General features: G+C 70.6%; 18 protein-coding genes. 13 read left to right on the top strand and 5 right to left on the bottom strand.

The window, feature by feature from the left end; translation table 11 throughout:
• Nucleotides 1-129: 129 nt before the first annotated feature.
• Both ACFWY6_RS30795 and ACFWY6_RS30800 read right to left on the bottom strand, forming a co-directional pair.
• Nucleotides 130-336, bottom strand: coding sequence for an acyl-CoA carboxylase subunit epsilon (locus tag ACFWY6_RS30795; protein WP_384697187.1), 207 nt, complete (start codon nt 334-336; stop codon nt 130-132).
• A 26-nt stretch (nt 337-362) separates the two neighbouring features.
• Nucleotides 363-2,009, bottom strand: a complete 1,647-nt coding sequence (locus ACFWY6_RS30800; protein WP_384697189.1) for an acyl-CoA carboxylase subunit beta — start codon at nt 2,007-2,009, stop codon at nt 363-365.
• Between the two features lie 150 nt (nt 2,010-2,159).
• On the opposite strand from ACFWY6_RS30800, the gene ACFWY6_RS30805 reads away from it, so the two are divergent.
• The 6 genes from ACFWY6_RS30805 (at nt 2,160) to hutH (ending at nt 9,723) form a co-directional block, all read left to right on the top strand.
• Nucleotides 2,160-3,056: a biotin--[acetyl-CoA-carboxylase] ligase gene (locus ACFWY6_RS30805; protein ID WP_384697192.1), complete on the top strand. Its 897-nt coding sequence runs from the start codon at nt 2,160-2,162 to the stop codon at nt 3,054-3,056.
• A 604-nt stretch (nt 3,057-3,660) separates the two neighbouring features.
• Nucleotides 3,661-4,791, top strand: coding sequence for an adenylate/guanylate cyclase domain-containing protein (locus ACFWY6_RS30810; protein WP_384697195.1), 1,131 nt, complete (start codon nt 3,661-3,663; stop codon nt 4,789-4,791).
• Between the two features lie 106 nt (nt 4,792-4,897).
• A complete protein-coding gene (locus tag ACFWY6_RS30815; RefSeq protein WP_384697197.1) occupies nt 4,898-5,695 on the top strand; it encodes an enoyl-CoA hydratase/isomerase family protein in 798 nt (265 codons plus the stop codon).
• Nucleotides 5,696-5,819: 124 nt separating this feature from the next.
• On the top strand, nt 5,820-6,971 hold the full coding sequence (locus tag ACFWY6_RS30820; RefSeq protein WP_384697200.1) for a diguanylate cyclase domain-containing protein: 1,152 nt from the start codon (nt 5,820-5,822) through the stop codon (nt 6,969-6,971).
• 128 nt (nt 6,972-7,099) lie between these two features.
• Nucleotides 7,100-8,086, top strand: a complete 987-nt coding sequence (locus tag ACFWY6_RS30825) for a hypothetical protein (RefSeq protein ID WP_384697203.1) — start codon at nt 7,100-7,102, stop codon at nt 8,084-8,086.
• A gap of 98 nt (nt 8,087-8,184) precedes the next feature.
• Nucleotides 8,185-9,723: a histidine ammonia-lyase gene (gene hutH / locus ACFWY6_RS30830; protein ID WP_384697230.1), complete on the top strand. Its 1,539-nt coding sequence runs from the start codon at nt 8,185-8,187 to the stop codon at nt 9,721-9,723.
• Nucleotides 9,724-10,915: 1,192 nt separating this feature from the next.
• Here hutH and ACFWY6_RS30835 read toward each other — a convergent pair.
• Together ACFWY6_RS30835 and ACFWY6_RS30840 are read right to left on the bottom strand one after the other, a co-directional pair.
• The gene (locus ACFWY6_RS30835) at nt 10,916-11,104 is read right to left on the bottom strand and encodes a DUF397 domain-containing protein (RefSeq protein WP_384697205.1); all 189 of its coding nucleotides are present in this window, start codon (nt 11,102-11,104) and stop codon (nt 10,916-10,918) included.
• 9 nt (nt 11,105-11,113) lie between these two features.
• Nucleotides 11,114-11,965, bottom strand: coding sequence for a helix-turn-helix domain-containing protein (locus tag ACFWY6_RS30840; RefSeq protein WP_384697208.1), 852 nt, complete (start codon nt 11,963-11,965; stop codon nt 11,114-11,116).
• Between the two features lie 467 nt (nt 11,966-12,432).
• Here ACFWY6_RS30840 and ACFWY6_RS30845 point away from each other — a divergent pair, with 467 nt between their 5' ends.
• On the top strand, nt 12,433-13,017 hold the full coding sequence (locus tag ACFWY6_RS30845) for a Uma2 family endonuclease (protein WP_384697233.1): 585 nt from the start codon (nt 12,433-12,435) through the stop codon (nt 13,015-13,017).
• Nucleotides 13,018-13,117: 100 nt separating this feature from the next.
• Complete coding sequence (locus ACFWY6_RS30850; protein ID WP_384697211.1) at nt 13,118-13,354, top strand: hypothetical protein; 237 nt, start codon at nt 13,118-13,120, stop codon at nt 13,352-13,354.
• Between the two features lie 84 nt (nt 13,355-13,438).
• On the opposite strand, the gene ACFWY6_RS30855 is transcribed toward ACFWY6_RS30850, so the two are convergent.
• Complete coding sequence (locus ACFWY6_RS30855; protein ID WP_384697213.1) at nt 13,439-13,747, bottom strand: hypothetical protein; 309 nt, start codon at nt 13,745-13,747, stop codon at nt 13,439-13,441.
• A gap of 120 nt (nt 13,748-13,867) precedes the next feature.
• Between ACFWY6_RS30855 and ACFWY6_RS30860 the strand changes: the two genes are divergently transcribed.
• The 5 genes from ACFWY6_RS30860 to ACFWY6_RS30880 form a co-directional block, all read left to right on the top strand.
• Entirely contained in the window at nt 13,868-14,215 is a 348-nt protein-coding gene (locus ACFWY6_RS30860; protein WP_384697216.1) for a hypothetical protein, read from the top strand.
• Nucleotides 14,216-14,459: 244 nt separating this feature from the next.
• Nucleotides 14,460-15,719 (top strand): Ig-like domain-containing protein, encoded by a 1,260-nt coding sequence (locus tag ACFWY6_RS30865; RefSeq protein WP_384697219.1) that lies wholly within the window; start codon nt 14,460-14,462, stop codon nt 15,717-15,719.
• A gap of 135 nt (nt 15,720-15,854) precedes the next feature.
• A complete protein-coding gene (locus ACFWY6_RS30870; protein WP_384697221.1) occupies nt 15,855-17,324 on the top strand; it encodes an ABC transporter permease in 1,470 nt (489 codons plus the stop codon).
• A gap of 59 nt (nt 17,325-17,383) precedes the next feature.
• Nucleotides 17,384-18,073 carry an ABC transporter ATP-binding protein gene (locus ACFWY6_RS30875; protein WP_384697224.1) on the top strand — a complete coding sequence of 230 codons (690 nt, stop codon included), beginning with the start codon at nt 17,384-17,386 and terminating at the stop codon, nt 18,071-18,073.
• 112 nt (nt 18,074-18,185) lie between these two features.
• On the top strand, nt 18,186-19,434 hold a 1,249-nt coding region (locus ACFWY6_RS30880; RefSeq protein WP_384697227.1), incomplete at its 3' end, for a S8 family serine peptidase.

Consider the following 19,434-nt stretch of genomic DNA (forward strand, 5'->3'; position numbering starts at 1 on the left):
GTCTTGTCTTGGGGGGTTTGTTCCGCGGGCCGCAACCAAGCCTTCCCGCGATCGGCGGCGGGGGGGCGCGGGGGCGCTTGAGTACGCGTACTCAGGCGCCCCGGCCCGTACCACTCATTTTCTTGCGCCCTACACGGGCCAGTACGTACGCCCCCACGACGCCGGCCCGGGAGCGGGCATCTTGTCGCGGGCCACCCGCGCCGGGTCGGCCCAGGCGTCGAGGACCGCGGGCGCGCCGGACGGCTGGTTCGCCACCGCCGCGGCGCGCGCCTGGACCACCGCCAGTGCGGCGGCCAGCTCCTCCGGGGTGGGATTGCCCCGTACGACCTTGATCATGACTGGTCTCCTTGCCGGGACGCGGTCTACAGGGGGATGTTGCCGTGCTTCTTCGGGGGAAGGCTTTCCCGCTTCGTACGCAGCTGACGCAGGCCGCGCACGAGATGCGAGCGGGTCTCCGACGGCATGATCACGGCGTCGATGTAGCCGCGCTCGGCAGCCGTGTACGGGTTGAGCAGCGTGTCCTCGTACTCCTGGATCAGCTGCGCGCGGGTCGCCTCCTGGTCGTCGGCGGCCGCGATGGTGCGGCGGTGCAGGATGTTCACCGCGCCCTGCGCGCCCATCACCGCGATCTGCGCCGTCGGCCAGGCCAGATTGAGGTCGGCGCCCAGGTGCTTGGAGCCCATGACGTCGTACGCGCCGCCGAACGCCTTGCGGGTGATGACGGTGATCAGCGGGACCGTCGCCTCCGCGTACGCGTAGATCAGCTTGGCGCCGCGGCGGATGATGCCCGTGTGCTCCTGCTCGACGCCCGGCAGGAAACCGGGGACGTCGACGAAGGTGATGACCGGGACGTTGAACGCGTCGCAGGTGCGGACGAAGCGGGCGCCCTTCTCGGAGGCGTCGATGTTCAGGCAACCGGCGAACTGCGTCGGCTGGTTGGCGACGATGCCCACCGGGCGGCCCTCGATCCGGCCGAAGCCGGTGACGATGTTCGGCGCGAACATCGGCTGCGTCTCGAAGAACTCGGCGTCGTCCAGGACGTGTTCGATCACGCTGTGCATGTCGTACGGCTGGTTGGCGCTGTCCGGGACCAGCGTGTCGAGCTCGCGGTCCTCGTCCGTCAGCGCCAGGTCCGCCTCCTCGGGGAAGGCGGGCGGCTCGCTGAGGTTGTTCGAAGGCAGGTAGGAGAGCAGGGACTTGACGTACTCGATCGCGTCCTTCTCGTCGCCCGCCATGTGGTGCGCGACACCGGAGGTGCTGTTGTGGGTGCGGGCGCCGCCGAGCTCCTCGAAGCCGACGTCCTCGCCCGTGACCGTCTTGATCACGTCCGGGCCCGTGATGAACATGTGCGAGGTCTGGTCGACCATGACCGTGAAGTCGGTGATGGCGGGGGAGTAGACCGCGCCGCCCGCGCAGGGGCCGACGACCAGGCTGATCTGCGGGATCACACCGGAGGCGTGGGTGTTCCTGCGGAAGATCTCGCCGTACATCCCGAGGGCCATGACGCCCTCCTGGATGCGGGCGCCGCCGGAGTCGTTGATGCCGACGACCGGACAGCCGGTCTTCAGGGCGAAGTCCATGACCTTGACGATCTTCTGGCCGAAGACCTCGCCGAGCGCACCGCCGAAGACGGTGAAGTCCTGGGAGAAGACGGCCACCGGGCGGCCGTCGACGGTGCCGTAACCGGTCACCACGCCATCGCCGTAAGGGCGGTTGGCGTCAAGGCCGAAATTGGTCGAGCGGTGCTGGGCGAACTCGTCGAACTCGACGAACGAGCCCTCGTCGAGGAGCAGATCGACCCGCTCACGTGCCGTCAACTTGCCCTTGGCGTGCTGCTTCTCGACCGCGCGAGCGGAGCCGGCGTGCTTGGCCTCCTCGATGCGGCGCTGCAGATCAGCGAGTTTTCCCGCAGTCGTATGGATGTCGATACCGGGGGTGGCGGCGGTGGCGTTGTCGGTATCGCTTGCGGCGCTGGGCACGGGCACGTTGGGCTCTTCCGGCTCGGACATAGGGATGCGGCTCCCTGCCTGCTCAAAGGGGCTACTGGCGGCTTGCGGATGCGGCTTGCGGATGCTGGTGATCTCCGGCTACTGACTCGTAGGGTATCGGCGCGCATACAGATCAGCAGTGCGGCGTTTACCACACCTAAGGTGGCTTGCATGACGCCGCGAGATGCTTCAGACGACGCTTCGGACACCCCTGACGAGACCCCCGGCGCCGGCCGCTGGTCGGACCTGGAAAGGCCGCCGCTGAACGCCGCGGCGCTGCGGCGGGCGCTGCTGCGGGAGGGGGGACTGTGGACCTCCCTGGACGTGGTGCCCGCTACGGGGTCGACCAACACCGATCTGGCCGCCCGCGCGGACGAGCTCCCCGAGGGCGCGGTCCTCGTCGCCGAGGAGCAGAGCTCGGGGCGCGGCCGCCTCGACCGCCGCTGGTCGGCGCCCGCTCGCTCGGGGCTCTTCTTCTCCGTACTCCTGAAGCCGGGGGCCGGTGTTCCGGTCGAACGGTGGGGGTGGCTGCCGCTGCTCACCGGGGTCGCCGTCGCCACGGGGCTTTCGCGGGCCGCCGGGGTGGACACGGCACTCAAGTGGCCGAACGACCTCCTTGTGACGGTGGGGGGAGAGGAACGCAAGGCGGGCGGGATCCTGGCGGAGCGGGCGGGAACCGCGGGCGCGGGCGTCGTGGTGGGCGTCGGCATCAACGTCACGCTCCGGGCCGACGAACTGCCGGTCCCCGGCGCGGGGTCGCTGGCCCTTGCCGGTGCGGCCGCGACGGACCGCGACCCGCTGCTGCGGGCCGTGCTGCGGTCCCTGGACCAGTGGTACACCGACTGGCGCGACGCCGACGGCGACCCGGCGGCCTCCGGCCTCCAGGAAACGTACGCGGCGGGCTGCGCCACGCTGGGCCGCAAGGTCCGGGCGGAGCTGCCGGGTGACCGGTCGATCACGGGCGAGGCGGTGGCGGTGGACGGCGACGGGCGGCTGGTCCTCGCCACCGGGGATGGGGTGCAGGAGCCGGTGGGGGCGGGGGACATTGTGCATGTGCGGGGGGTTTAGGGGGGCGGGTGGTTCTGTCCGTCTTTTTAGGGCGGGCCTGCGGTTCGGGCACCGTCTGCGGGGCGGTTCGTCTTGGGGGCGGGGCCGCGCCGGTATGTCCGTCCTCGCCATCTCGGTCTGAGCGTCTTGCTGCTTCGGCTGGGGAGCGCTTCGTGCCGTGCTCCGTGCGGACATACCGACACGTCCCCTCGTGTCTCGTTGCGCGCCGACGGTGCGTGGGGGCCGATGCCCGTCCCCTGGCGTCTCGTCGCGTGCTGACGGTGCGTGGCACCGTGGTCCGGTCCCTCCCCTCGCGTCTCGTTGCGCGCTGACGGTGCGTGGAGGCCGGTGTCCGCCTGCTCGGGTGAGTGGTGTGGTGCCGCCGCCCCCCCACCCCGCTGCCGGGCAATCGGGCGGGTGGGTGGGAAAGGCTTGTTCGGCGGCCCGGGACTGCCGGGGGTTGGGCGGTGGGTGGGAGAGGTTGTTCGTCGGCTGGGCTGCCGGGGGGATGAAAACGGGCGGAGGAACGGTCCAGGGCGCCCCGCCAGGCGTGAGCTGGGGCACACCTGCCGTAAAGTTGGCGCCGGTCGATACCTGACCGCGGCAGATCGGAAGGGCAGCAGGCGTGACCGTCGACGACACGGGCTCCGACTCGGCCGCAGAGCCGCCCGAGCCGCCCTCCAGGGCCGGCGAGGTCGACGAGGAGCCGGAGAAGGACCCCCTTGCACTGCGCCTCGAAGGGCTGATCCTCGGCGCGGACCGCCGCTACACCCCGTTCCAGGCGGCCCGCAGCGCCGGCGTATCCATGGAGCTGGCCTCCCGCTTCTGGCGGGCCATGGGGTTCCCGGACATCGGGCAGGCCAAGGCCCTCACCGAGGCGGACGTGCTCGCGCTGCGCCGCCTCGCCGGTCTCGTCGAGGCGGGGCTGCTCAGCGAGGCGATGGCGGTCCAGGTGGCCCGGTCGACCGGGCAGACCACCGCCCGCCTGGCCGAGTGGCAGATCGACTCCTTCCTGGAGGGTCTGACGGAGCCGCCCGAGCCGGGCATGACGCGGACCGAAGTGACGTACCCGTTGATAGAGCTTCTCCTGCCCGAGCTGGAGGAGTTCCTCGTGTACGTGTGGCGGCGGCAGCTCGCCGCCGCCACGGGGCGGGTCGTCCAGGCCGCCGATGACGAGGAGATGGTCGACCGGCGGCTCGCCGTCGGATTCGCCGATCTTGTCGGCTTTACGCGACTCACTCGGCGCATGGAGGAGGAGGAACTCGGCGAGCTCGTCGAGGCCTTCGAGACCACCGCGGCGGATCTTGTCGCCGCGCACGGCGGGCGGCTCATCAAGACGCTGGGCGATGAGGTTCTGTACGCCGCCGATGACGCCGGCACCGCCGCGGAGATCGCGCTGCGGCTCATCGAGACCATGGCCAACGACGAGACCATGCCCGAGCTGCGCGTCGGCATCGCCTTCGGGACGGTCACCACGCGGATGGGCGATGTCTTCGGTACGACGGTGAACCTCGCGAGCCGCCTCACGTCGATAGCGCCTCGGGACGCGGTCCTGGTGGACGGGGCGTTCGCGGTGGAGCTCACGCGTACGGGCGATGCGCCGGCCTCCGAGGCGGAGGCCGCGGAAGCGGCTGCCGCTGCGGAGAAGGAGGGGGAGGAGCCGCCCTCCTATCGGTTTGCGCTGCAGCCGATGTGGCAGCGGCCTGTGCGAGGGCTTGGTGTTGTTGAGCCGTGGACTCTGGCTCGGCGGGGCTGAGGGTTTCTTCGGATCTTTCCCGTCCGCCCGCCCATTTGCCCCGCAGCGGTGGCATGATCCCCGGCGTGGACTGGTAACGGTCGTTAACCCCACCTGGAGGAAAGCAATGGGCGGCGAGCAGCGGTACGGGGAATTTGTCGGTGTCCGGCGGCACGGCTACGTCGCCGAGCTCGTCCTTGACCGGCCCAAGGCCATGAACGCGGTCTCGACCGAGATGGCCCGCTCCATCGGCGCCGCCTGCGCCGCCCTCGCCGATGACCGCGACGCCCGCGTCGTGGTCCTGAGCTCCACCCATGAGCGGGCCTTCTGCGTCGGCGCCGACCTGAAGGAGCGCAATTCCTTCTCCGACGCCGAGTTGGTGCGCCAGCGCCCCACCGCACGGGCCGCCTACACCGGCGTACTGGAACTGCCCATGCCGACCATCGCCGCCGTGCACGGCTTCGCGCTGGGCGGCGGCTTCGAGCTCGCGCTCGCCTGCGATCTCATCGTCGCCGACCCGACCGCCGTGGTCGGGCTCCCCGAGGTGTCGGTCGGCGTGATCCCGGGCGGCGGCGGTACGCAGCTCCTGCCGCGCCGCGTGGGGGCGGCGCGGGCCGCCGAGCTGGTGTTCACCGCGCGGCGCGTGGAGGCGGGCGAGGCACGGGAGTTGGGGCTCGTCGACCAGCTGGCGGCGGAGGGCGATGACCGGGCGGAGGCGCTTGCGCTCGGCGCGCGGATCGCCGGCAACTCGCCCGTCGGGCTGCGCGCCGCCAAGCGTGCCCTGCGCCTGGGGCACGGGCTCGACCTGCGGGCCGGGCTCGAGGTCGAGGACGCGGCCTGGCGCTCGGTGGCCTTCTCCGGTGACCGGGCGGAGGGCGTCGCGGCGTTCAACGAGAAGCGGAAGCCGCAGTGGCCGGGGGAGTAATGGCCCGGGGAGCAGCGGCCCGGGGGGCAGCGGCCCGGGGAGCGGCCGGGGCCGCCGGGGTGACTCCGTACTCTGAGTAATGTTCCGATAGCCCAAAATGTCCTTAATCTCCTAGCCTAGGGAGATGGGAGAGGAAGTCCGGCTGCGGGCCGTGGTGGAGCTTGCGCAGGGGATGGCCGCCGCGCACACCCCACGCGAGTCGTGGCGGGCGGCGGCCGTCGGCGCGTGCCGCGCGCTGTCGGGGAGTTTCGCCGCGCTGTCCGTGTGGGAGCGGGAGCTGGGACGGCTCCGGGTCCTGGTGAACGTGGGCGAACGGGCCGAGGGCGAGGAAGAGTTCCCGGAGCGCGAGTCGTATCCGGTGCACGAGTTCCCGGAGATCACCGAGTTCCTGCACGAGCGGTGGGCGGGCGGCGGTGAGCCGCACGCCTGGGTGGAGACGGCCCGGGGGCCCGCGGACGACGGCTCACCCGGCTACTGCCACCAGCGCGTCGCCGCCCTGCGCAGGCGCGGCCGCGGCGCCTGTGTGGTCGCGCCGATCGTGCTGCACGGGCGGGCGTGGGGCGAGCTGTATGTGGCGCGGCCGGTGGGCGGGCCGGTCTTCGACCGCGCGGACGCGGACTTCGCGACGGTGCTCGCGTCGGTCGTGGCGGCGGGCATCGCGCAGACCGAGCGTCTTGAGGAGGCCCGCCGCCTCGCGTTCACCGACTCGCTGACGGGCCTCGCCAACCGGCGTGCGGTCGATCTGCGGCTCGAGGAGGCGGTGGACCGGCACCGTGCGGAGGGCGTGGTGGTGAGCCTGGTCGTGTGCGACGTCAACGGCCTCAAGCGCGTCAACGACACCCAGGGGCACGCGGTCGGCGACCGGCTGCTCGAACGTTTCGGCTCGGTGCTCTCGCTGTGCGGGGCGATGCTGCCGGGGACGCTGGCCGCGCGGCTCGGCGGGGACGAGTTCTGTCTGCTCTCGGTGGGCCCCACCGCCGACGAGGTGGTGCGGGTCGCGGACGAACTGTGCGTACGGGCAGCCGAGTTGGAGCTGGGGGACGGTGTCGCGTGCGGGGTCGCTTCGACGGAGGACCGGATCGGCGAAGTCCGCTCGGGCCGCCGCCTGTTCCGCCTCGCGGACGCGGCGCAGTACCGCGCGAAGGCGGCGCGCGCGCCGAAGCCGGTGGTCGCGGGCCGTGAGGGCGCGGACGATCCGGTGGTCCGGCTCGCGGATTCGCGGGGCGCGCTGCCGGTGGGGGAGCGGCGGCGGTTCCGGGGGCGCGGGGCGTCGTAGAGCCGGGGTGTGGAGCGTGCGGGGCATGCGGTGCGTACGGAGGCTGGGGGCATGTCCATGATCAGTTAGGGTGTGCGCGCCCGAAGTACGGGCTGCGCGGTGCGCAAAGCCGCACAGGGGAGCGGACGTTGAGCGATCAGAGGTATGGGTATCCGGGGGCGGGGACGAATCCATACGGGGGTGCTGATCCGTACGCGGGGTCCGATCCGTATGCGCCTGCCGACCCGTATGCGGGAGCGGATCCGTACGGGCCCGCCGACCCCTACGCGGGAGCCAGCCCGTACGGGAACCAGGCGGGGTATCCCGTGCCGCCGGCGACGCGCCCCGTGCCCGCCCCCGTCCGCGGGGCCCGTGACGCCGCCGCCCAGCCGCTGAATCTCGCCCGCCGCTTCGGCACGCCGAACCGCCCCGGAGCCATCGAGGACCGGACGATCAGCGCGCTGCAGAGCGGGCGGACGCTGCTCGGTCTCGCCGCGACGCTGTGGCTGGTGTTCGCCTATCCGCTGCGGCAGGGGCGCGAGGAGTTCGTGGTCGGCAAGGTCGAGGATCTGCTCGTCGCCGCCGCGTTCGCGGTCGTGGCGATCCTCCTCGCGAGCGCCCTCTTCATCGGCTTCGCCCACTCCTCCCTGCGCCGCGTCTATCTGCGCCGCACCACCCAGCCGCTGGGTACGCTGCTTGCCCTCGCGGTGGGCGTCGGCGTGCTGTGGGTCTGCTGGTACGTGCTGCGCGAAGGCCTCGGACTCACCGACAACCAGGGGCCGTTCCTGCTGCGGCTCTTCTACTTCCTCCTCTCCTTCGCCGCCGGTCTGGCCTCACTCGTAGGGATCCTGGTCGGCCTCCTCTACACGATCGCGCTGCTCGTCTATGCCGTGAACAGCTGCTTCCGCGCGGGCGCCATCCATGAACTCCTGCCGCCCGTCCTGTCCCCCGTACTGCTGTGGGGCCTGGCCGTCCTCCAGCTCTTCGACGACGCGGCGGTGGCCGCGCCGCCCGTGGTGCTTTACGCGTTCACGCTCGGGGCGCCGGTGTCGGTGACCCTGCTCTCGGTGTGGGAGATACGCAGGCTGCGCGGCCGGTACGGCGTCACGCTGCGGGGTGCGCTGGGGCGCGGATGAGGTGACCGCCGTTCCCGGGTCCACGGGGCGGTAAGAGGCTGAGACGGTACTCACCCGTGACAGGCGTCGATTCAATCCGTACGCTGCTGAATATGGATATGCACACCGTGGTCCTGGGGACGTCCGGGACAACCGCAGCGGACGTCATCGCCGTCGCGCGCGGCAACGCCCGCATCGAGCTGTCGGCCGAAGCCGTGACCGCCCTCGCCGCCTCGCGCGAGATCGTCGACGCGCTCGCGGCCAAGCCCGAGCCCGTCTACGGCGTCTCGACCGGCTTCGGAGCCCTCGCCACCCGGCACATCGGCCCCGACCTCCGCGCCCAGCTGCAGCGCAACATCGTCCGCTCGCACGCGGCCGGGATGGGCCCGCGCGTCGAGCGCGAGGTGGTCCGCGCGCTGATGTTCCTGCGCCTGAAGACGGTCTGCTCGGGGCACACCGGGGTGCGCCCCGAGGTCGCCCAGACGATGGCCGACGTACTGAACGCGGGCATCACGCCCGTCGTCCACGAGTACGGCTCGCTGGGCTGCTCCGGCGACCTGGCGCCGCTGAGCCACTGCGCGCTGACGCTGATGGGCGAGGGTGACGCCGAGGGCCCCGACGGCGAGCTGAAGCCCGCGGGTGAGCTGCTCGCCGCGCACGGCATCGCTCCCGTCGAGCTGCGCGAGAAGGAGGGACTGGCCCTCCTCAACGGCACCGACGGCATGCTCGGCATGCTGATCATGGCGCTCGCCGACCTCGACGCCCTCTACAAGTCCGCGGACGTCACGGCGGCCCTGTCGCTGGAGGCGCTCCTCGGCACCGACAAGGTCCTCGCGCCCGAGCTGCACGCCATCCGCCCGCATCCGGGCCAGGCCGCGTCCGCCGCCAACATGCTTGCCGTCCTTGCCGGTTCGGAGCTGACCGGCCACCACCAGGACGACGCGCCGCGCGTCCAGGACGCGTACTCGGTGCGGTGTGCGCCGCAGGTCGCGGGCGCGGGCCGGGACACGATGGCGCACGCGCGCCTGGTCGCGGACCGCGAGCTGGCCTCCGCAGTCGACAACCCCGTCGTACTCCCCGACGGCCGCGTCGAGTCGAACGGCAACTTCCACGGCGCTCCGGTCGCGTACGTCCTGGACTTCCTCGCCATCGCGGCGGCGGACCTGGGTTCGATCGCGGAACGCCGCACGGACCGGCTCCTCGACAAGAACCGCTCGCACGGCCTGCCGCCGTTCCTCGCGGACGACGCGGGCGTGGACTCGGGCCTGATGATCGCCCAGTACACGCAGGCGGCCCTGGTGAGCGAGATGAAGCGCCTCGCAGTGCCGGCGTCGGCCGACTCGATCCCGTCCTCCGCCATGCAGGAGGACCACGTGTCGATGGGCTGGTCGGCGGCGCGCAAACTCCGCACGGCGGTCGACAACTTGACCCGCATCGTCGCGATCGAGCTGTACGCGGCGACGCGGGCGATCGAACTCCGCGAGGGCCTGACGCCGGCGCCCGCGAGCCGTGCGGTCATCGAGGCGGTACGGAAGGCGGGCGTCGAGGGCCCAGGCCCGGACCGCTTCCTCGCCCCTGACCTGGCGGCGGCGGACGAGTTCGTCCGCTCCGGCGGGGTGGTCGAGGCGGCCGAGGGAGTCACGGGTCCGCTGGCCTAGCAGGGGCGTTCGTTACGGGGAGGGCGCGCCGCCAGGGGATGACGGCGCCCCCCTCCTCGGCTCCGGCCGGGCGCCGGGGGCGTCTCGGCTCCGGGGTGCCAGCGCCCTGCGCCAACGGGGCGCCGCCTCGTCCCCACCCGCCCGCCCCGCCCGACCCGGGGTCGCTACCGAGGGCTTCGGCGACCTGGCGGCTTTGATTGGCGCCGGGGCCGCCCGGTTGTCCTGAGGTTGGCGGTTCCGGGCCGGGTGTAAAGGGCGCTCCTTCGTCGCGTCGGCTGCGCCGATTCCGCTTCGCTCCACCCTTGACACCCGTCCCTCCACCGCGAGAAGGAAGACGACCGGGCGGCCCGAAAGGCGGGACTCTCGACCACTCCCGTCAGGCCATACGGTTCTACGGCCGGGTGCGGACCGGTTCGTCGCAGCGTGCCGCCGGGTGGGAGGAGTGCGCGGCCGGTCCGGGGGCGGGTGCCGGTCTCGTCAAGCGTCTGCGGACCGGATCCTCCGGGGTGATTCGTCACGGGAAGGGGCGGCGACGGCCGAGGGTGGGGTCTGCGGGAGTGGATTGCAGAAGAGTGACACCTGTGGGTGGGGTGGGGGCGTCACTTTCCTGCAGCTGTGGGCGAGCTGGCCCTATCGGGTGTGGTGGGGTGTGCAATCCGCGCGGGGCACTTCAGTGGCGGGGTCGGTGGGATCCGCGAGACTTTCCTGCCGTCCGGGTGGGGGTCCGGCACCTACTTTGGCAAAGTTGCGTTCTGGGAGAAGGGGGGCGCACGCGCTGCGTAACGCGCCTTCGCGAAAGTTGGTGCCGAACCCCCTGGCCCGCCCACCAACCGACCTTCGGGAGCCGCGCGTTGCATCCACTGACTGACTGCGTCCGCCCGACAGGCGGCAGCCCCGCCTATTGGGCCCCGGCCAGTCGGGTACGGCGGCTGCGAGCCGCTGTGGGGTCGGGACCGTGTCAGGTTCTGGCCGGTCGGCCGCCCGGGGACGGCTCACACCGGCCGACGGCCGATCGACGACACCGGCACCCATCCCCGGACCGGCCGCACACCCACACCCACACCCGTGACGGTGCCCCGGAAGATCCGGTCCGCAGTCGGCAGGGAGAGCCGGATGACCCATCCCCCCTGCCCTGTGAGCCCCGGCAACATGACCACCGCCGGTGGTAGGAAGCTCTCCTCTCTGCGGTGCGTCAGGGGTGGGGTTGGGGGCTGCGGACGTGGGATATCAGGGCGTGCAGTTGGTTGTGGCCCGTGGTGAGGACAACTTCGGGGGTGTCGCTTTCGCGCAGGTGGATCGTCCCGTCGGGGGCGGTTGCGATGTAGACGCAGTTTGCGGCTTCGGCGCTGAACGTTGACTTCTGCCAGTGGAGCTCGGGCATGGTGAGTCCTCAGGTGTCGCGGGCGATGCGATGGACGAGGGTGCGGGACCTGCTCTCGGAGAGGGCGCGGGCGTCCATGCGTGCCAATACGGAGCGGTAGCGCTCCAACTGTGCCTCCGCGTCCAGGAATTCGCACCCGTGGTCGGTGTCCAGGACGACGGTGTCCAGCTGGGGGACCGGCCCCAGCGCGTAGGTGATCGGCTGGCCCGAGGCGGGGAACCCGGCCTCTCCGAAGGGGATCACTCGCAGGCTGATGGTGTCGTGTTCGCTCATCTCCAGCAGGTACTCGAGCTGCTCGCGGGCTACTTCAGCTCCTCCGAAGCCCATGCGGAGGGCCGCCTCGTGGACGATGGCCCGGTATGGCGTCGGCGTGCCCTCGAAGAGGACGGCCTGGCGCTTCACTCGGTACGAGACGCGGTGCTCGATCTCGTACGGGCGAAGGGGTGGAACCGATTCGCGCATGGTGGCGCGGGCGTGGTCGGTGGTCTGCAACAGCCCTGGCATGTGGATGGGGACCGCCACGTGCAGCTCTCCTGCATGGTGCTCGAGTTCGGCCAGGTCGAGCAGCCCGGACGGGAGAGTGTCGCGGTACCCCTCCCACCAGCCGCGCTTGCGTCCGCCCGTCATGGTGGCCAGCGCGTCGACGTAGCTGTCGTCTGCGCAGGTGTAGTGGCGGGCGAGCGTGCGGACTCGGTCCGCGCTCACTGCGTAACGCCCGGCCTCGATGTTGCTGATGCGGGCCTGAGGGCCGCCCAGCAGGGCGGCGGCCGCAGTCGATGTGAGGCCGGCGCGCTCGCGGAGCTTGCGCAGCTCGCCGCCCAGGCGCTGCTGGCGCAGGGGCACGGTGGTGCTGGGCGGCATCGGCGATCACCTTTCTTGATGCGTACCGGAGTTGTCACCCACACGAGTGGGAATGGAAGCTCTTCGTCTCTTCAATGGAAGACCTTACATTTTCGCCGCTACGTTGTGCGGTGTAAGCCGCTCAACTGGCCCCGCCAGCAAGCCGGAAGCGCACCGCGAGCACGCGGCATGCCACCGCCCGGCGCAGCCCCCGAGCGGACAAGTCCCGTCACCGCAAGAGGCGTTCATGCTCACCGTATCCCCGCCCCGACACCCGGCGCCCGCCCCTTGGGCGTACGCCCTCCATCTGCCCCACGACCCCCGCGCCCCGCGCTCTTCGGGCGGGGCGGCAAGCTGCTCTGGTTCGAGCTGGGGGAACGGCCCGTACTGGCGGTCGCGGGGTGACGGGGCAGGCCCCGGCAGTGCTTCGGCGCTACCGTGGAGGCAGCGATACGCCCTGTAGTCAGTGGAGGACCGCGGTGACCACCATGATCGAGCGGCCAGCAGGGGCCATAGACGGCCCCCCGGAGGAATCCTTCGTGGACATGCTCCGGATCGTCGAGGAACTTGACACACCTGACGGCTACAAGGCCGAGCTCATCCGGGGGAAGATCGTCGTGTCGCCGTGGTCGAAGCTGCGCTACAAGAAGCCGATGAAACTACTGAGGCGACAGCTGGAGCCCCACGCTCCTGAGGGGCATGACGTGGACGTGGCACCGTTCCTCTTCAGCTTCCCCGGTGTGGGGCGAGCCTTCGGCCCAGCCCTGCACGTTGCCGATGAGGCCGCCTTCGAAGCCGAAGGTCGGCAAGCCGACGGTGCTGCCCTCTCGCTCGTCGCCGAGTCGACGTCCGTCTCGACCAAGGACGTCGACTGGCTGGACAAGCTCGACACGTACGGTCGCGTGGTGCCCGTGTACCTGGTGCTCGACATGCAGGCGGAAGAGATCACCGCCTTCTGGGATCCGTCACCGAAGGGCTATCGGTCCCGCACCACCGTCCCGTTCGGGGAGGCTCTGCGCGTCCCCGCCCCCTTCGACTTCGAGCTGGACACCGAAGGGTTCGTCGCTCAGTAGGCCAAGCCCCGTGCCGTCTAGTCCCGACCGCACCAGTCCCGCCGCGTAGCCGCTCCGAACCCCCTGTGATCGATAACCCATCGGCAGCAGGGAGTTAGCCATGCAGCGGAACAGCAACACCACCACCACGCCCGGCCGCAAGCGGGTCAAGAGGCTTGCCGTCGCCGTCGCAGCCGTCGGTGTCCTTGCGGGAGGCGGGATCGCCATGGCGGGTCCGGCCAGTGCCGACACCTTCTGCGGACCGACGGATGACGGCGGCTTCGGGTGCATCATCGGCCAGGAGGACGGATCGTTCAAGATGGTCAACAGCCACGGAACCATCGTCTACAACTGGTGACGCCACAAGCCTGACGCACGCGGTCCGTCCGGCCTGACGGCGGGCGGACCGCAACCACCGGCAGCGGCTCAGTGGCTCAGCGGCTCAGTAAGCCAGGACCCGCCGGTCCCGTCGTACCGAGTACGCGATGAATCCCGCCCCCAGGCCCAGGAACGCCGTTCCGCCGATCACGTACGGAGTCGTGTCGACGCCCGCGCCCGTGTCCGCCAGGCGGGCGTCTGCCGTGGTGGTCTCCGCGTGCGTGGCCCGGTGTTGCTGCTCGCCGGGGGCGGCGGCCGCGGTCCGCTTCACAGGGGACTCGTGGCCCGTCGCGTTCGCGGAGGGGATGAAGCACAGGGCGCCTAGCAGGGCCCCCGCGGCTGAGGCGGTCAGCAGCGATCGACGTGCGGACACGGAATCGGATCCCCCTTGTGGCGCTGGCGAATTGGCCGTGTGGGGCGATGGTAGTGAAAGGGGTGGCCCGCGGGAAAGTCGCGGGGGTGAGGCGTGCGTGCGGGTCGTACGCTCCGGGGCATGAGCACAGATGAGACATCACGTTTTGTACGGCTTCGCGTCGAGCTGGTCGTCGAGATCGACGACTCCGGTGAGCTGGCCAAGTCCGCGCTGAGCCGCATCGCGGAGGACGAGCACATGCCCGCCGAGGAGCGGCTGCACGCAGAGGCGGCCGTCAAGGAGGACGACGCGGAGGCGCTGGCCTATCTCGTCGACCCCTTCGACCTGGTCAGCCAGGTGCCGGGAGTGGAACTCTCGCAGGCCTCCTGGAGCAGCGAGCAGATCGAGTACGACCCCGATTCGCCGGATTGGGACCCGGACGAGGATGATGACGACGACGAGGGCGGCGAAGGCGGCCGGGAGCTGTAGCAGAGGGGCGGATCGAAGCCGGAGAGGCTGATCCGGAACCGAAGGCCCCGGGTGGCAACCGCCGCCCGGGGTTCTGTCGTCTCAGGAGTGCACGGCTGTACCGGTGCTCTCGCGTGACGTGGTGTTCCCCACACAATCGGCGGTAGTGGAACGGGACGTACCGGGCAGGACGTTATGGGGGGTTACGGGGACTCTCGGCGTTCTTGGCGTGGTTGGGGATTCGGCAACGATGGAGAAGCGTGTGATGACGGACAGTAGGCGGCTGCGCGGTCGGCGCAAGGGGCTCGCGGCCGTGTCCGCCCTGGTCGGCGGCGTTCTGGTGCTCTCGGCCTGCAGCAGCGACGACGGTGGCGACGGTGCCGAAGGCACCAAGGAGTCGCAGAACCAGGTCGACGAGGCGGCGGCCAAGAAGTCGTCCGATGCCGACATCAAGATCGCGCCCAAGGACGGGTCCGACAACGCGAGCATCAACAACGCCGCCAAGGTGACCGTGCGTGACGGCTCGCTGACGGACGTCGAGATGACGACCGAGGCCGGTACGGCCGTCGAGGGTCAGATAGCTGCCGACAAGAAGAGCTGGAAGCCCAGCGGCCAGCTCGAGCGCGCGACGACGTACAAGATCACCGCCACCGCCAAGGACTCCGAGGGCCGCAAGGCGCACGAGAACTCGAAGTTCACGACGGTCTCGCCGGCCAACAGCTTCATCGGCAACTTCACACCCGAGGACGGGTCCACGGTTGGTGTGGGCATGCCGGTGTCGATCAACTTCGACAAGGCGATCACCAACAAGAAGGACGTTCAGTCCAACATCAAGGTGTCGTCCAGCAGTGGCCAGGAAGTCGTCGGGCACTGGTTCGGGGACAACCGGATCGACTTCCGGCCCGAGAAGTACTGGCAGGGCAACTCCACGGTCACCATGAAGCTGTCCCTGGACGGCGTCGAGGGCGCGGACGGCGTCACCGGCGTCCAGGAGAAGACGGTCACGTTCAAGATCGGGCGCAACCAGGTCTCCATCGTCGACGCCAAGACGAAGACGATGAAGGTCATGCGGGACGGCAAGGTCGTCAAGACCATCCCGATCTCCGCGGGCTCCCCGGAGAACAAGACGTACAACGGCCAGATGGTGATCTCCGAGAAGTTCAAGGAGACCCGGATGAACGGCGCGACGGTCGGCTTCACGGACGACGACGGCAAGGGCGAGTACGACATCAAGGACGTGCCGCACGCCATGCGCCTGTCGAACTCGGGCACGTTCATCCACGGCAACTACTGGGGCGCGAAGTCCATCTTCGGCGGCGCCAACACCAGCCACGGGTGTGTCGGTCTGGAAGACGCCAAGGGTGCGGGCGACAAGAGCACTCCGGGCGCCTGGTTCTACGACAACTCGATGGTCGGTGACGTCGTGGACGTCCGGAACACCGGTGACAAGACCGTTCAGCCGGAGAACGGCTTCAACGGCTGGGTCATGGACTGGGCGGAGTGGAAGGCCGGCTCCGCCGTCTAGGAGCCCCGCTCCCTCCCCGCAACGTAAGCGGCCCGCACTCCTCAACAGGGGTGCGGGCCGCTCTCGTTGGGCTTCTCATCGTTCTCTTATGCCGCCCTTATCCGTTCATCACCGTGCGTACCTACTTTCACGCACATGTTCTTCACCTATCTGAGGCGCGAGCTGCGCCGCCGCAGAAAAGCGGCCCTCGTCGTGGCCTCCGGACTCGCGCTCGGCATCGCGCTCGTCATCGTCGTCAGCTCCGTGTCGTCCGGCATGAAGCAGGCCCAGGGCAAGGTCCTTGAATCCCTCTACGGGCTCGGCACCGACATGACCGTGACCAAGGCGGCCACCCCGTCCGAGGGAGGCAGCGGGCGGCCGCGGTTCACGTTCGATGCCAAGGGCGAGGGTGACGAGGAGCAGAGCAGTGACCGGGTGATGGTCCAGGGCTTCCAGACGCTGGCCTCGTCGACCGTCGCCGATGTCGGTCGGCAGGACGGTGTCGCGGACGCCGTCGGCGGGCTGAGCCTGCAGGTCATGAAGGTCGACGGGCGGTTCAAGCAGGGCGAGTTCGAGCAGGCGCCCGGTGGCTCGGGCGGCCGGGCACAGCCGCCGGGCGGCGGCACCGATCAGCAGCAGGGCGAGGTGCGCGGTGGCGGCGCCGACTTCGACGTCGACTCCTACAGCGTCTACGGCACCGACGTCGGCAAGCCGGCCCTGGGCCCGCTGACCTCCTCCAGGATCAGCAAGGGGCGTACGTTCACGGGCGCGGAGGCGGATGCCAAGGTGGCCGTCGCCGACGCCTCGTACGCCAAGGAGAAGAAGCTCGCCGTGGGGGACACGGTCACGATCTCCGGGACGAAGATCAAGGTCGTCGGTATCGCCACGCCCGACAGTGGGGGCGCCGCCGCCGATCTCTACGTCCCGCTCAAGCGCGCGCAGACCCTCGCGGACTCGAAGAACAAGATCACGACGGTGTACGTCAAGGCGACGGACTCGCAGCAGATCGACGCGGTCAAGAGCGCCATCCAGAAGAACATCTCCGGTACGACGGTGACGACTTCCGCCGATCTCGCCGACACCGTCTCGGGCTCCCTGTCCACCGCGTCCGACCTCGCGTCCAGCGTCGGCAAGTGGCTGTCGATCGCCGTGCTCGTCGCGGCGTTCCTGGTGGCCGGGCTGCTCACCTCCTCCGCCGTCAGCCGCCGTGTACGGGAGTTCGGCACCCTGAAGGCACTCGGCTGGAAGAGCGGCCGGGTGACCCGGCAGGTCGTCGGCGAGGCGGTCGTCAACGGGCTTGTGGGCGGCGTGCTCGGCATCGCCGTCGGACTCGGCGGTGCGTATGTCGTCACGGCGATCAGTCCCACTCTGACGGCCGAACTCGGGTCCGGCGGCGGGCAGTCGGGCGGCGGCCTCATGCAGGTCGGCGGCCCCGGCGGTCCCGGTGACGCCCTCGGCCGGTCGGCGTCGAAGGCGCTCGACATCTCGCTGACGGCGCCGGTCGGCACCACCACCATCGCGCTCGCCGTCGGCCTCGCCGTGGCGGGCGGGCTCATCGCGGGTGCCTTCGGCGGGTGGCGTGCCTCGCGGCTGCGGCCCGCGGACGCCCTGCGCCGCGTCGAGTAGGCGGCCGAGCCTCACCGCTCAAGGCCGCCAACCCCCTTACGTATCGCAGGAGTCACACCATGTATCAGCTCAAGGGCGTCACCAAGCAGTACCGCAGGGGCAGGGCGACCGTCGACGCGCTCGCCGGGGTCGACCTGGCCATCGGTGACGGCGACCGGCTCGTCATCCAGGGCCCGACGGGCGGCGGCAAGTCCACGCTCCTGCAGATGCTCGGCGGTCTCGACCGGCCGACGTCCGGCAGTGTCGAGCTCGACGGGGTCGATCTGGCCGCGCTGCCCGAGGCGCGGCTCACCAAGGTCCGTGCCGAGTCCATCGGCTTCGTCTTCCAGTCCTTCAACCTCATCCCCACGCTCAGCGCCCAGGAGAATGTCGAGACGGCGCTCGTCCCGCTGGGGATCGGCGCCGCCGACCGGCGGGAACGCGCCGCCGACGCGCTGGATTCGGTGGGTCTCGGTGAGCGCCGCAGCCATCTGCCCGCCGAGCTCTCCGGCGGTCAGCAGCAGCGCGTCGCCATCGCCCGCGCCCTGGTCAAGCGGCCGAAGGTGCTGCTCGCCGACGAGCCGACCGGCAACCTCGACGAGTCGATGCGCGACGAGATCATGGAGCTGCTCGAAGGGCTGTGGGAGGAGCACGGCCTGACGTTCGTGATGGTCACGCACGACAGCGCCATCGCCCGGAAGGCGCCGCGCGTGGCGACGATCCGCAAGGGCTCGATCAAAGTCACCGAGAACGCGCCAACACGGAACTGACACCAACTGGCCACTTCTGTCTCCCTATTGAGCAGGTGTTCGACGATCGGCATACTTCCTCCTCCAAGGGGCGATAGCTCCTTAACCTCCAGGGGGAGACTTGCGCAGAAAAGTGAAGAGAGCCTTCGGGGCCACGGTCGCCACCGCGGCGGCCGTGGCCCTCGCCGCGGGCATGACCAGCCCGACATCGGCGGCCGAAACGCCCAAGGATCTACAGACCGCGGAGTCCGCACAGGCAGGGCAGACCGCGCACCGCATCACGCTGATCACCGGCGATCGCGTCGCCGTCGACGCGAAGGGCCGCGTGACCGGCTTCGAGCGGGCGAAGGGGCGGGAGCGGATACCCGTACTGACCAAGCGCGTCGGCGGGCACACGCTGGTGATCCCGGCCGACGCCCAGCGTCTGATCGCCACCGGGAAGCTCGACCAACGTCTGTTCGACGTCACCGAGTTGAGCAAGAAGGACAACCGCAGGGCCCAGCAGAAGGGCCTCAAGCTGATCGTCGGCTACAAGGGTGCCGCCGCCGGGGCCAGGTCGGATGTGCGGGCCGCCGGTGACACGACCGTGCGCCGCACCCTGAAGACCCTGAACGCCGACGCCATCACGACCCCGAAGCAGGACGCGGCCGACCTGTGGTCCGCCCTCGTCCCGGGGAAGGGCGACGCCACCGCCTCCGGTGTCAGCCGCGTCTGGCTCGACGGCGTACGCAAGGCGAGCCTCGACAAGAGCGTGCCGCAGATCGGCGCCCCGAAGGCGTGGGCCGCCGGGTTCGACGGCAAGGGCGTCAAGGTCGCCGTCCTGGACACCGGCGTCGACGCAACCCACCCGGACCTCAAGGACCAGGTGACCGCCGAGAAGAACTTCACGGCATCCGCGGACGCCAAGGACCGCTACGGCCACGGCACGCACGTCGCCTCCATCGCGGCGGGCACGGGCGCCAAGTCCGGCGGCAAGTTCAAGGGCGTGGCGCCCGGCGCCACACTCCTGAACGGCAAGGTCCTCGACGACGGCGGCTCCGGTGACGACTCCGGGATCATCGCCGGCATGGAGTGGGCGGCCGACCAGGGCGCCGACATCGTCAACCTGAGCCTCGGCGGCGGCGACACCCCCGGCGTCGACCCGCTCGAAGCCGAGGTGAACAAGCTCTCCGCGGAGAAGGGCATCCTCTTCGCGATCGCGGCGGGCAACGACGGGTCGCCCGGCAGCGTCGGCTCGCCCGGCAGCGCGGACGCCGCGCTCACCGTCGGCGCGGTCGACGACAACGACAAGCTGGCGGACTTCTCCAGCCAGGGCCCGCGCGTCGGCGACGGCGCCATCAAGCCCGACGTGACGGCCCCCGGCGTGGACATCACCGCGGCCG

The organism is Streptomyces sp. NPDC059037 (assembly GCF_042740015.1).
In the GTDB taxonomy this organism is placed as follows: domain Bacteria; phylum Actinomycetota; class Actinomycetes; order Streptomycetales; family Streptomycetaceae; genus Streptomyces.

What these genes read in the sequence shown, in the direction of transcription:
- ACFWY6_RS30795 (WP_384697187.1), bottom strand. Translation starts at nt 336, where the DNA reads ATGATCAAGGTCGTACGGGGCAATCCCACCCCGGAGGAGCTGGCCGCC.
- ACFWY6_RS30800 (WP_384697189.1), bottom strand. Translation starts at nt 2,009, where the DNA reads ATGTCCGAGCCGGAAGAGCCCAACGTGCCCGTGCCCAGCGCCGCAAGC.
- ACFWY6_RS30805 (WP_384697192.1), top strand. Translation starts at nt 2,160, where the DNA reads ATGACGCCGCGAGATGCTTCAGACGACGCTTCGGACACCCCTGACGAG.
- ACFWY6_RS30815 (WP_384697197.1), top strand. Translation starts at nt 4,898, where the DNA reads ATGGGCGGCGAGCAGCGGTACGGGGAATTTGTCGGTGTCCGGCGGCAC.
- ACFWY6_RS30820 (WP_384697200.1), top strand. Translation starts at nt 5,820, where the DNA reads ATGGGAGAGGAAGTCCGGCTGCGGGCCGTGGTGGAGCTTGCGCAGGGG.
- hutH (WP_384697230.1), top strand. Translation starts at nt 8,185, where the DNA reads ATGCACACCGTGGTCCTGGGGACGTCCGGGACAACCGCAGCGGACGTC.
- ACFWY6_RS30835 (WP_384697205.1), bottom strand. Translation starts at nt 11,104, where the DNA reads ATGCCCGAGCTCCACTGGCAGAAGTCAACGTTCAGCGCCGAAGCCGCA.
- ACFWY6_RS30840 (WP_384697208.1), bottom strand. Translation starts at nt 11,965, where the DNA reads ATGCCGCCCAGCACCACCGTGCCCCTGCGCCAGCAGCGCCTGGGCGGC.
- ACFWY6_RS30845 (WP_384697233.1), top strand. Translation starts at nt 12,433, where the DNA reads ATGATCGAGCGGCCAGCAGGGGCCATAGACGGCCCCCCGGAGGAATCC.
- ACFWY6_RS30850 (WP_384697211.1), top strand. Translation starts at nt 13,118, where the DNA reads ATGCAGCGGAACAGCAACACCACCACCACGCCCGGCCGCAAGCGGGTC.
- ACFWY6_RS30860 (WP_384697216.1), top strand. Translation starts at nt 13,868, where the DNA reads ATGAGCACAGATGAGACATCACGTTTTGTACGGCTTCGCGTCGAGCTG.
- ACFWY6_RS30865 (WP_384697219.1), top strand. Translation starts at nt 14,460, where the DNA reads ATGACGGACAGTAGGCGGCTGCGCGGTCGGCGCAAGGGGCTCGCGGCC.
- ACFWY6_RS30870 (WP_384697221.1), top strand. Translation starts at nt 15,855, where the DNA reads ATGTTCTTCACCTATCTGAGGCGCGAGCTGCGCCGCCGCAGAAAAGCG.
- ACFWY6_RS30875 (WP_384697224.1), top strand. Translation starts at nt 17,384, where the DNA reads ATGTATCAGCTCAAGGGCGTCACCAAGCAGTACCGCAGGGGCAGGGCG.